At 71.4% G+C, this 12,244-nt stretch carries 9 protein-coding genes; 7 read left to right on the top strand and 2 right to left on the bottom strand.

The window, feature by feature from the left end:
• Positions 1-134 precede the first annotated feature (134 nt).
• On the top strand, positions 135-2,519 hold the full coding sequence (gene pcrA / locus C503_RS0113560) for a DNA helicase PcrA (protein ID WP_026316269.1): 2,385 nt from the start codon (positions 135-137) through the stop codon (positions 2,517-2,519).
• A 25-nt stretch (positions 2,520-2,544) separates the two neighbouring features.
• Here pcrA and C503_RS0113555 read toward each other — a convergent pair whose 3' ends face one another.
• Together C503_RS0113555 and C503_RS0113550 are read right to left on the bottom strand one after the other, a co-directional pair.
• Positions 2,545-3,741: a serine hydrolase domain-containing protein gene (locus C503_RS0113555; protein ID WP_018682757.1), complete on the bottom strand. Its 1,197-nt coding sequence runs from the start codon at positions 3,739-3,741 to the stop codon at positions 2,545-2,547.
• A gap of 108 nt (positions 3,742-3,849) precedes the next feature.
• A complete protein-coding gene (locus C503_RS0113550) occupies positions 3,850-4,545 on the bottom strand; it encodes a M23 family metallopeptidase (protein ID WP_018682756.1) in 696 nt (231 codons plus the stop codon).
• 825 nt (positions 4,546-5,370) lie between these two features.
• Here C503_RS0113550 and C503_RS0113545 point away from each other — a divergent pair.
• From C503_RS0113545 to C503_RS0113520, 6 genes are all read left to right on the top strand, one after another.
• A complete protein-coding gene (locus tag C503_RS0113545) occupies positions 5,371-7,215 on the top strand; it encodes a hypothetical protein (protein ID WP_018682755.1) in 1,845 nt (614 codons plus the stop codon).
• Complete coding sequence (locus C503_RS39280; RefSeq protein WP_156893187.1) at positions 7,212-7,484, top strand: hypothetical protein; 273 nt, start codon at positions 7,212-7,214, stop codon at positions 7,482-7,484. The genes C503_RS0113545 and C503_RS39280 overlap by 4 nt, the downstream gene beginning before the upstream one ends.
• Before the next feature lie 161 nt (positions 7,485-7,645).
• A complete protein-coding gene (gene sucC, locus C503_RS0113535) occupies positions 7,646-8,815 on the top strand; it encodes an ADP-forming succinate--CoA ligase subunit beta (protein WP_018682753.1) in 1,170 nt (389 codons plus the stop codon).
• 5 nt (positions 8,816-8,820) lie between these two features.
• Positions 8,821-9,711 carry a succinate--CoA ligase subunit alpha gene (gene sucD, locus C503_RS0113530; protein ID WP_018682752.1) on the top strand — a complete coding sequence of 297 codons (891 nt, stop codon included), beginning with the start codon at positions 8,821-8,823 and terminating at the stop codon, positions 9,709-9,711.
• Positions 9,712-9,891: 180 nt separating this feature from the next.
• Positions 9,892-10,602 carry a DUF5336 domain-containing protein gene (locus C503_RS0113525; protein ID WP_026316268.1) on the top strand — a complete coding sequence of 237 codons (711 nt, stop codon included), beginning with the start codon at positions 9,892-9,894 and terminating at the stop codon, positions 10,600-10,602.
• A gap of 145 nt (positions 10,603-10,747) precedes the next feature.
• The gene (locus C503_RS0113520; RefSeq protein WP_018682750.1) at positions 10,748-12,241 is read left to right on the top strand and encodes a cell division protein PerM; all 1,494 of its coding nucleotides are present in this window, start codon (positions 10,748-10,750) and stop codon (positions 12,239-12,241) included.
• Positions 12,242-12,244 lie beyond the last annotated feature (3 nt).

Here is a 12,244-nt window from a genome sequence, read left to right as displayed (position 1 = left end):
ACACCATGAGTGTGGCACAGATCGGCCGTTTCGGTCGAGCCGGAGGCGAGCGATGTCACCGGCCGGGGCAGGCGGGCTGCCTGGCGCGGCGCGCTTCATCGCTGTCGGTGGTCACCGGTACCGTGGTCGGCGCGATGGAAGCCCTCTTCGACCTCCCCCCAGATCCCCGTTCAGCAGCCGAGCCCGAGCAGCCCCCCCGGCGCTCCCGGTCCGCCGCCCTGCTGGACGACCTCAACGACCAGCAGCGCCGGGCCGTCGAGCACGCCGGAACGCCGCTGCTGGTGGTGGCGGGCGCGGGCTCGGGCAAGACCCGGGTGCTCACCCGCCGCATCGCCTACCTGCTGGGCGAGCGACAGGTGCACCCAGGCCAGGTCATGGCGATCACGTTCACCAACAAGGCCGCCGCCGAGATGAAGGAGCGGGTCGCCGACCTGGTGGGCCGCCGGGCCAACGCCATGTGGGTGTCCACCTTCCACTCCATGTGCGTGCGGGTGCTCCGGCGCGAGGCGAAGACGCTGGGCATGACGTCCAGCTTCTCCATCTACGACGCCGACGACTCGCGCAGGCTGATCACCCTGGTGGCCCGTGACCTGGACCTCGACCCCAAGCGGTACCCGGCGCGCACGCTGTCGATCCACCTGTCGAACCTGAAGAACGAGCTGGTCGACCCGGAGACCGCGGGCCGGAACGCGTCGAACGACCTGGAGCGCCGGGTCGCCGAGGTGTACACCGAGTACCAGCGCAGGCTGGGCGAGGCCAACGCGATGGACTTCGACGACCTGATCATGCGCACGGTCGAGCTGCTGCAGGCGTTCCCGGACGTCGCCGAGTACTACCACCGGCGGTTCCGGCACGTGCTGGTCGACGAGTACCAGGACACCAACCACGCGCAGTACACGCTCGTGCGTGAGCTGGTCGGCAAGGACGGCGGCGAGGTCCCGCCTGCCGAGCTGTGCGTTGTCGGCGACGCGGACCAATCGATCTATGCCTTCCGTGGCGCGACAATCCGCAACATCGTCGAGTTCGAACGCGACTACCCCGACGCCACGACCGTCCTGTTGGAACAGAACTACCGGTCGACGCAGAACATCCTCACCGCGGCCAACGCGGTCATCTCGCGCAACCCGGGCAGGCGCGACAAACGGCTGTGGACCGCGCTCGGCGACGGCGAGAAGATCGTCGCCTACGTCGGCGACAACGAGCACGACGAGGCAGGCTTCGTCGCGGGCGAGATCGACCGCCTGGTCGACAGCGGCGTGGCGAACAACAGCGACGTCGCCGTGTTCTACCGCACGAACAACCAGTCCCGGGTGTTCGAGGAGATCTTCATCCGGCTCGGCCTGCCGTATCGGGTCGTCGGCGGCGTCCGCTTCTACGAACGCCGCGAGATCCGCGACGCGCTGGCGTACCTGCGTGTCCTGTCCAACCCGGACGACACGGTCAGCCTGCGCCGGGTGCTGAACGTGCCCAAGCGCGGGATCGGCGACCGCGCCGAGGCCTGCGTGTCGACCTACGCCGACCGCGAGCGGGTCCCGTTCGCGGCGGCGCTGCGGGCGGCGACCGAGGGCAAGGTCCCGATGCTCAACCCGCGTTCGCAGCGTGCGATCGCCGGTTTCGTCGAGCTGATCGACGGCCTGCGCCGGTTCGTCGAGGACGGTCAGGACGTGGCCGAGATCCTGGACGCGGTGCTGGACCAGACCGGGTACCGGGGTGAGCTGGAGGCCAGCGACGATCCGCAGGACGCGTCCCGGCTGGAGAACCTCAACGAGCTGATCACCGTAGCCAGGGAGTTCGCCGAACAGCCGCTGGCGGCGGAGATCGACGACGCGCCGGAGGGGTCGGAGCCGATCGTGCCGGTCGGACCGGTGTCCGGCTCGTTGGACGCGTTCCTGGAGCGGGTGTCGCTGGTGGCCGACGCCGATTCGGTGCCGGACGCGGAGGACTCGGGCGGGGTGGTCACGTTGATGACCCTGCACACGGCCAAGGGGCTGGAGTACCCGGTCGTGTTCTCGACCGGCTGGGAGGATGGGATCTTCCCGCACATGCGCGCCCTGAGCGATCCGGTGGAGTTGGCCGAGGAGCGTCGACTGGCCTATGTGGGGATCACCCGGGCCCGGGAACGGTTGTACCTGTCGCGGGCGTTGGTGCGCTCGGCGTGGGGGCAGCCGATGACGAACCCGGCTTCGCGGTTCTTCGACGAGATCCCGGCTGATCTGCTGGACTGGCGTCGGTTGGGGCCGGAGCGGTCCGGTCCCAAGCGGGCGACCACCTGGGGTGGGCGTCGGTCGAGCGAGTCCGTGCAGGCGAGTCGGGCGAACGCGTCGCCGATGCGTGGCTGGCAGGACACTCCCGCGTTGTCGTTGAACGTGGGGGACCGGGTCAACCACGACAAGTACGGGCTGGGCACGGTGATCGCGGCCGACGGGCAAGGCGCTCGGGCCACCGCGACGATCGACTTCGGCAGCTCGGGCACCATCCGGTTGATGCTGATCGGCAGCGTGCCCATGGTGAAGCTGTAGTCGCCATGGGCACGGCCGCCCGACCTCAGTCGTCGATGGTCGCGTAGCTCGACACCAGGAAGTCGGTGTAGATGTCCGGTCCGGACGGGGAGGTCCAGGCCTGCTGGGTCAGCAGGACGATGACCATGTCCTCGGTCGGGTCCATCTGAGCCGTCGTACCCAGACCGCCGGTCCAGCCGAAGCGGCCGGGAACCATGTGGATGTCGTCCCGGCGGGTCACGACACTCAGGCCGAAGCCCCAGGTCTGGTTGTCGAAGAAGCCCGGGATGAGATCGGCACCCGCCCGCTGGCTCGGCAGCAGCTGGTCGCTCGTCATCGTCTGCACCGACGGTCGCGACAGGATCCGGCCGTTCGGTCCGCGTCCCTGATCGAGCAGCATCCGGCCGAACGCGAGGTAGTCGGCGGCGGTGGAGACCAGCCCGCCGCGCCCGGATTCCAAGGCGGGGGCGGCACTCCACTCGCCACCCTCGGCCGGGTCATAGATCACCGGCTGATCACCCTCGGTCAGGTACGCGGTGACCAGTCGGTCGATCTTGTCCGCGGGCACGTGGAAGCCCGTGTCCACCATGCCCAGCGGTTCGAAGATCCGTTCCCGCAGGAACTCGCCCAACGATTTGCCGGTGGCGCGCGAGATCAAGATGCCCAGCACATCGGAAGCGGTGTCATACCACCACTTTCGGCCGGGTTGCGTGAGCAAGGGGACAGTCGCGAGTAGACGGAGGAACTCGTCGGCGTCCGGAGTGGACCCTGGGCGCGGCGGTCCGGGTGCCATCCCGATGGCGGCCAACGCGTCCTGCACCGGATAGGTCCCGGGCGGCGCCATGATCAGTCCATGCCCGAACGTGGAGTTCATCAGATGACGTACCGTGATCGGCCGCTCCGCCGCCACCGTCTCGTTCACCGGCCCGTCGAGCGCGCGCAGCACCCGCGGCTCCGCCAGCTCCGGGAGCAGGTCGGCGACCGGGGAATCCAGTCGCAGCACGCATTCCTCGACCAGGATCATCGCCGCCGCTGCCACCACCGGCTTGGTCAGCGAGGCGACGCGGAAGATCGAGTCCTCGGTCAGCGCCGATCCGCCGAGCGCGCGCACGCCATGGGTGGTCACGTGCGTCTCGCCGCGCCTGCTGATCAGGCCGACCGCGCCCGGGACGGTGCCGCGTTCGACATGTCCTGCCAGGGTCGCGCGCCATCGGTCGAGTCGGTCGTGCGACAGGTTGCTCATGCGCCGCACACTAGCCAGGACCAGCGACAACCCGGATTGTCGTACCCCTGCGCTTGACTGTCCGCAGGCACGGAACACCTGGGGGACAAAGTAAAGTGCAGGACAGGATCAGAGCGAGATACCGCGCGCGTTCAGCCAGGGGAGCGGGTTCATCTTGCGACCCGCGGCGTCCCAGATCTCGAAGTGCAGGTGCGGGCCGGTGGACTGGCCGCGGTTGCCGATGTGCGCGATCAGCTGGCCCGCCTTGACCTGCTGGCCCTCGCGGACCACGAAGTCGTTCATGTGGCCGTAGACCGAGATGGTGCCGTCCGGGTGCTGGATGCGCACCCACAGGCCGAAGCCGCTGGCCGGGCCCGCCTCGATGACCACGCCGTCGGCGACCGCGACGATCGGGGTGCCGATGGAGTTGGCGATGTCCACGCCGTAGTGCGTGACGCCCCAGCGGGCGCCGAAGCCGGAGGTGAAGGTGCCCTGGGCGGGGCGGACGTACTTGGGCCGGGCGGCCTCGTCCTGCTGGGCCTTGAGCTGGGCCGCGCGCTGCACCCTGGCCTGGGTGAACCGCTCGCTGGCGGCCATCTTCTGGGCCTCGACGCCGCCGTCGACCTGTCGCGTCATGGCGAGCAGCTCGGGCGCGTCCGATCCGTCGTCGTCGCCACCGACGCCCATGGCGGCCGAGGCGTTGTTGACGCCCGCGAGCGGGACGATCTCGTCGGCGGCGGTGCCGCCGCCACCGGAGGCGGCCTGGATCGTCTGGCCTGCGGCGGCCGCGGCGAACGCGCCGACCGCGACAGCGGCGACGACCACGCGGCCGCGCAGCGCCGAGGAGGGCGGGGCGATGCGATGGGCGCCTCGGACCCGGCGGGGACCGCGTTCCAGGGCTTCATCCAGGGCAGTGGACTCTTGTTCACTGCCCGACGTGCGATGTCGAGACAAGGCCTAGCCTTCCGCGTTCGGGGAGACCGGTTCGCTCACCGGGGCGCTCGCGGGGGACGAGCGTCGGTGTCGGACGCCGGGCGGGGGTCCCGGCTGGGGCGCGTCGAGCGGATGCGTTCCCTGTCCTATTCGTGACCGGACTGTGACAACGGACCCGGGGACAGTAACGGGGAGGCCGCGCGTCGGGCAACAGTCGTCACCCGGTTCCAAACGAGGGTTACGGCCGCAAAAGTGGGCACGCTGGGATTACTACGCAAAGTTAACCCGAGATCACGCCCTTAGTGTGACATGAGTCTCGTTTCAATCGGCCGTCCGGGTGGCAACCCAGAGATGCCTCGCACGTCGACGCGCGAGGTTTCCAGTCCTGCGCAGGTCACGGCGGGTGCGTCACCGATCGTGCGGCCCGCTGTTCACCCACACGCGAGCCTCCCGTCCCGTTGATCACGACCGGCCGCCGCCGACACTCCGTGTCGATCCCGGGTCCAGCGACACCCGGTCGAGCACCTTTGTCACAGTGCGAAGCGATCACTCGCTCCCTGGCTAGGCCGAGCGGGGCCCGCAGTCTGTCCCACCCCGCCCGCCCCCGGTCGACGGGAATCGGACAACCATGCCCACCAGCGACGACGTCCGGATCACCCACCTGGCCCGCACGCGTGGGACCGCGTTCGCGGGATCGGGTTGCTAGCGTTGCCCGCGATGACTTCGCGGACCGATACCCCGCCGACCCGTGATCTCCCCGGGGCGCCCGACCCGAGCGCCGACCAGCGGATCCGCGTGCGGGACACGCCGCGGCGGCTGCGGGTCGCCCTCGGCTGCGCCGTGCTCGGCGCCGTCCTGCAGGCGATCGGCCCGCAGATCGGCCTGGTCCAGGGCGCGCCACCCGGCTGGGTCCACGTGTTCTGGCTGCTCACCGTCCTCGCCCTGGCGTTGCCCGCGGCCGCGCTCGGCCTCACCGCCGCGGGCCGCCCGGTCGTCGGCGCAGGCGTCCTGGTCGGCGCCGCGCTGTTCACGCCCGGCCGCGCGCTGGTCGACGCGCAGCTGCTCGTCGACTCCGCCGAGGCATCCCGGCCGGAACTGCTCGTGCAGCAGAGCCTGGCCGCCCTGCCAGCGGCGCCCGGCCTGTGGCTGCTGCTCGCCGGTCACGTCCTCATCGTGTTGGCCGGCGCGCTCGCCGCGGGCCGCGCGGGCGCGATCCCCGGTTCCCGCTACGCCGTCGAGTTCGAGGACGACCCCGCTCCGGAGAGCCCGGTCGCCATGCCGGTCCAGGCAGGCGCGGACGGTCCGGACGAGCACCCGGCCGCCGGGCCGACCAGGGTCCGGTTGTGGGTATTGCTCCTTGCCCTGGTCGCCGGTTCCACCGCCGCGATCGGCGTCCTGCTCCGGCCGTTCGGCTCGGTCGACGCCTTCCTGCTCGCCCGTGACGCCCTGGACAACCCGGTCGTGCCATGGCTCGGCCTGCTCGCGCTCGCCGCGGCCGTCACCGGCGTGGCCGTGCACGCGGTCGTGTCCCGGCGCCCGGCGGTGGTGCGCGGCGTCCTGCTCGGCGCCACCCTGGTCGTCGCGACGATCACCCTGCCGCAGGTCGTGGCGGGCCTGTCGGTCGCGCGCCTGAGCCCGCAGCCGGGTCCGTACCTGGCGCTGGCCGGGCTGGTCGTGATCACCGTCGCGGTCTGGGTGGCGGGCGGTCGCACCCGGACCGAGGCGGTGTCGGAGGCCGATGTCAGCTTCGAGGTCGGCAAGCTGCACCGGGCCGCTGGCGTGCTCGGTGTCCTGACCGGTATCTGCGCCCTCGCTGCCGCGTTCTCCGCGCAGCTCGTCCTGGTGGACGGGGAACTCGGGCTCGACACCTTCGGCGACCGGCTGTTCGTCCCGGCCGGGATCCTCGTGCTCGGGCTCGCCATCGGCCTGCTGGTGCCGAAGGTGGCCGCGGGCGTGCGCCCCGCGTTCGCCGTCGCGCTGGCCGCCGTGCCGCTGGTCGCGCTGTCCACATTGGACGACACGTTCACCGCGACCGGCGCCAGCGGCGCGCTGCGGATCGGCGTCGGCGCCGCGTTCACCGGTCTGGCCGTGCTGCTGGCCCTGGCGGCCGCCGTCCTCGCCGCGCTCGCGGGCAGCGCCGAACGCGACGAGGTCGACCCCGGCGACCAGGACCCCCGGCGCCGTTCGAACCTGGTGCTCGTCGGCCCGCTGGTCGCCGCCGCGCTGTTCACCGTCGGCGCCTTCGACCTGCCGTCGATCAAGGCCCCCGGGTACGTGCCTGCGGGCATCGTGTCCGACTTCCGGTTCGGCTCCTGGGGACTGCTCGCCGCCTTCCTCACCGTCCTGGTCGCCATGGCGCTGGCCCCCGCCTCCCGGCCCGGCCGCGCGGGCGCGCTGCTGCTCGGCGCCGCGGGCGTGGTCGGCGTGCGCGCGCTGGAGTACCCGCTGACCGCCGCCCGCGCGGACGGCGCCACCCCCGGGCCCGGCCTGTGGCTGTCCCTGGCCTGCGTCGCGGCACTGGTGGTGAGCTCGCTCATCGCGGTCAGCCGGAGTGGCCGGTGACCGCTCGATTGCGAGTGGTCGTCACCGGGTCGGGCGCCGACGCGACCGCCCGCGTGCTCCGGGATAACGGCGTCGAGGTCGTTTACCTTGTGGACACCGACCCGGCTCGGATCGCGCGCACCGCAGTTCAGGAGGACGCGGCAGCGATCGCGGCCGCTGACGCTCTCCCGGCGATCACCGGCGCATTGGCCGACAATGAGGTACGGGATATCGCCGTGGTCGCCCTCGACGAGATCCTCGACTGGGCCGCCGCCACGGCCGGTGAGTGAAGTCACCACCGGTCGTGACGGACCTCACCGGGTGCGAAGTGTCAACCCCATTCCCACGTCGCTAGGGTTCCGTGACGTCCGACCGGGGCGAGGTACCCCGTGGCGCCCGACCCCGGGGCACGCACCACAGCACGTCGACACCGTAGTCAGGAGACTGTCGAGTGGACCTGTACGAGTACCAGGCGAAGGACCTCTTCGCCGCCCACGGGGTCCCGGTCCTGCCGGGTCACGTGGCGCAGACCGCCGAGGAAGCCCGCGCGCACGCCGAGGCACTGGGCCAGACCGTGGTCATCAAGGCCCAGGTCAAGACCGGCGGCCGGGGCAAGGCCGGTGGCGTCAAGCTGGCCGACGACCCCGCCGACGCGCAGGAGAAGGCCGGGAAGATCCTCGGCCTGGACATCAAGGGCCACATCACCCGCCGGGTGCTGGTGACCGTCGCGTCCGACATCGCCGAGGAGTACTACTTCTCGTTCCTGCTCGACCGCGCCAACCGCACCTTCCTGGCCATGGCGTCGGCCGAGGGCGGCATGGAGATCGAGCAGCTGGCCGTGGAGCGCCCCGACGCGCTGGCCAAGGTGCCGGTGGACGCGATCAAGGGCGTCGACCTGGCCGCGGCCCGCGAGATCGTGGCCGAGGCAAAGATCCCCGCCGCGGTGGCCGAGCAGGCCGCCGAGGTCATCGTGAAGCTGTGGGAGACCTTCGTCAGCGAGGACGCGACCCTGGTCGAGGTCAACCCGCTGGTGCGCGACCCGCAGGACAAGATCATCGCCCTGGACGGCAAGGTCACCCTGGACGAGAACGCGTCCTTCCGCCACCCCGCGCACGCGGACCTGGTCGACCAGGAGGCGGAGGACCCGCTGGAGGCCGCGGCCAAGGCCAAGGACCTCAACTACGTCAAGCTCGACGGCCAGGTCGGCATCATCGGCAACGGCGCGGGCCTGGTCATGTCCACTCTGGACGTGGTGGCCTACGCGGGCGAGAAGCACAAGGGCGTCAAGCCCGCGAACTTCCTGGACATCGGCGGCGGCGCGTCCGCCGAGGTGATGGCCAACGGCCTGCACATCATCCTGGGCGACCCGGATGTGAAGTCCGTCTTCGTCAACGTCTTCGGCGGCATCACCGCCTGCGACGCGGTCGCCAACGGCATCGTCGCGGCGCTGGGCATCCTCGGTGACGAGGCCACCAAGCCGCTGGTCGTCCGCCTGGACGGCAACAACGTCGACGAGGGTCGGCGCATCCTGGCCGAGGCCAACCACCCGTTGGTGACCGTGGTCGACACGATGGACAACGCGGCCGACAAGGCCGCCGAGCTCGCGGCTGCGGGGGTCTGAGACCGATGGCTATCTTCCTCAACGAGAACTCCAAGGTCATCGTCCAGGGCATCACCGGCTCCGAGGGCAGCAAGCACACCGCGCGCATGCTCAAGTCCGGGACGAACATCGTCGGCGGCGTGAACCCGCGCAAGGCAGGCACCAAGGTCGAGATCGAGGGCCACTCGCTGCCGGTGTTCGCCACCGTGGCCGAAGCCATCGCGGAGACCGGCGCGGACGTGTCGGTCATCTTCGTGCCGCCGAAGTTCGCCAAGGACGCGGTGCTGGAGGCCATCGACGCGGCCATCGGCCTGGCTGTGGTGATCACCGAGGGCATCCCGGTGCACGACAGTGCCTACTTCTGGGCGCACGCCGTCGCCACCGGCAACAAGACCCGGATCATCGGTCCGAACTGCCCCGGCCTGATCAGCCCCGGGAAGTCCAACGCGGGCATCATCCCGGCCGACATCACCGGCCCGGGCAAGATCGGCCTGGTGTCCAAGTCGGGCACGCTGACTTACCAGATGATGTACGAGCTGCGCGACATCGGCTTCTCGTCCGCGGTCGGCATCGGCGGCGACCCGATCATCGGCACCACGCACATCGACGCGCTGGCCGCGTTCGAGGCGGACCCGGAGACCGAGCTGATCGTGATGATCGGCGAGATCGGCGGCGACGCCGAGGAGCGGGCCGCGGCCTACATCGCCGAGCACGTCACCAAGCCGGTGGTCGGCTACGTCGCGGGCTTCACCGCCCCGGAGGGCAAGACCATGGGCCACGCGGGCGCCATCGTGTCCGGCTCCGCGGGCACCGCGCAGGCCAAGAAGGAGGCGCTGGAGGCCGCTGGCGTCAAGGTCGGCAAGACGCCGTCCGAGACGGCCGCGCTGGCCAGGGAGCTGTTCAAGGCGAACGCCTGAGAATCGCCCCCGACTCGACCTGACCACGTGGGGTCGGACGCTGGTAGCGTCCGACCCCACGTTCGTTTCTCCCCGGTTCCCGGCCGGAACCGGTGCCGGGTGGCGAGCGTCGAAGATCCGGGATGGGCTAGCGTTTCGTTGGCTCTGAGGAAGTCCTTAAGTCGCTGAGGAGAGCACGCGATGACCTATCCAGGTGGTGCACCGGGCGGGTACCCGGGACCGGGACCGCAGCAGCCGCCGCAACCGCAGCCGGGCTTCGGCCCGCCGCCCGCGCCAGCCGGGAGCAGGTTCACCCTGGTGCAGACCATCCAGCTGGTCGTCGCGGGCCTCGGCGTGCTCAACCTGTTCCTTGGTTTCGCCCCGCTGCAGTCGGGTGGGGTCGGCTCCTACTCCGCCTCGATCAACTTCTACGACGGTCCCGGCTGGATTCCCGGCCTGCTGTTCGTCGGCGGCCTGCTCGCGCTGCCCGCGATCCTGCCTGGCGAGGACCGCAAGGTCGGCCTGACCTCGCCCGCGCTCACGCTCGGCGTCACCCTCGCGTTCCTGTTCACCGTGTTCAACACCTCCAGCCTGGGCGCGGGCGGCATCATGGTGCTGATCTTCGCGTTGGTGCAGACCGCCGCCGCGGTGACCGGGTACCTGTTCGAGGCGGGCATCCTCAAGCCGCCCGCCCCCACACCGCACCACGGCCACTTCGGCCAGCCCGGTGGCTACAACCCGCCGTCCGGCCAGTTCCAGCAGCCCTACGGGCAGCCGCCGGTGCCGCCGCAGCAGCCGGGCGGCCAGCAGACCACCTACGCGCCGCAGCAGGGGCAGTTCGGCCAGCCGCCGCAGCCGCCGCCCCCGGGCGCGCCGGGCACCCCGCCCGGCGGGTACCCGCAGCAGGGCTGAGCCCCGCGAGCGACCGAACGCTTTCGAAACGGCGGGGCGGCACCGGATTCCGGTGCCGCCCCGCCGTTTCCCTGTTCACTGGATCGGCTGACGACGGGCGCGCCCGCACCGGGGACCGGTCCACTCCGGTGTCACAGTGGAGGCCATGTCGCTGTACACCGACCCACTGGCCGTCCTCGACGAACGGGTGGAGGTTCCCCGATCGCTGCGGGCCAAGGTGCTCTCGGTGGTCGCGGTCGGACCGATGCTCACCGGGTACGCGGCGGTCGCTGCCGTACTCGCGTTGGTCACCGCCATCGCGGCGCGCGCGCACTTCACCACCGGCGGCGTGCTGGCCGCCTCGGTGCCCGGATGGCTTGCGGCGTACCAGGTCCCGGTCCGGATCGAGGGCCACGAGCTGGGCGCGCTGCCGCTGCTGCCGACCCTGCTGGTGCTGGTCCTGGTGTGGCGGACGGCGGCGAGCGCGGCCGACCGGCTGGACGTGGTCACCCCGCGCGAGGCGGCACAGATCGTCGCGGCGGTGGCGGGCGCGCACGGCTCGGTCGGGTTGACGCTGGGACTGTTGAGCGCGGGCAGCCCGGTGACCGTGGACCCGTTGGCGGGCCTGTGGTATCCGGCGCTGCTGTCCGGGCTGGCCGCCGCCGTCGGGGTGCTGCCGCGTTCGGGACTGTTCCTGGAATGGGCCGACCGGCTGGACCCGATCGCGTTGCGCGGCGCCCGGGTCGGTGGGTTCGCCACGGTCGCGATGATCGCCGTGGGCGCATTCGTCTTCGCGCTGGCGCTGGTGTTGTCCGCGGGCACGGTCGCGCGGCTGTTCGCGGCCGAAGGACCGGGCGGCGGGCTCGGCATGCTGCTGCTGTCGGCCGGGTACCTGCCCAACGGGGTGATCGCCGCCGCCGGGTTCGCGGCCGGGCCGGGGTTTTCCCTTGGCGCGGTCGTGATGTCCCCTGTGGACTTCGCGGGTGGACCGGTGCCGCCGCTGCCGTTGCTCGGTGCACTGCCCGGCGGGGCGGCGGCGTGGTGGCCGCTGTTGTTCGCCTTCCCCGCTGCCGTGGGGACGTTCGTCGGGTGGGAGCTGCGCGAGGTCGACGAGTCGCCGCGCAAGCGGTTGCACGCGGTGGCGGTCGCGGCCGTGATCGTGGCGGTGGCGTTCGCCGTGCTGGCCGGGACCGTGGGCGGGGCGTTGGCGGGCGGGCCGTTCCACCCGTTGGACCTGCGGGCCGCGTGGCTGTCGGTGGCGTTGGTGGCGTGGATCGGGGTGCCGGGCGGGCTGGTGGCGTGGACCGCCGGGCCACGGCCGGAGCCGACCGGGCCGCTCGGGCTCATCGACCCGGAGGACGAGTTCGCGGACGAGGACGCCGACTTCGACGATGACGATTCCGATGACGATTCCGATGACGACGTGCTCGATGAGGACGCCCATGCCGAGGACGTGCTCGACGAGCCGGACGTGGGCCGGGCCGACGGTCTCCGGGTCGTGCACGATCTGGACGAACTCGACGAACTGGATGATCTCGACGTGCTCGGCGACCCGGCCGGTGATGTCGAGGACTCGCTGACGGACGACGGCCGGGAGGACGAGCCGGACGCGCCCGATGAGCTGGGGGAGGCCGGGCCGGAGCCCGGGTCGGGGCGCTGAGCA

This window comes from Actinokineospora enzanensis DSM 44649 (assembly GCF_000374445.1).
GTDB lineage: Bacteria > Actinomycetota > Actinomycetes > Mycobacteriales > Pseudonocardiaceae > Actinokineospora > Actinokineospora enzanensis.
This window is presented reverse-complemented; position numbering and strand designations above follow the sequence as displayed.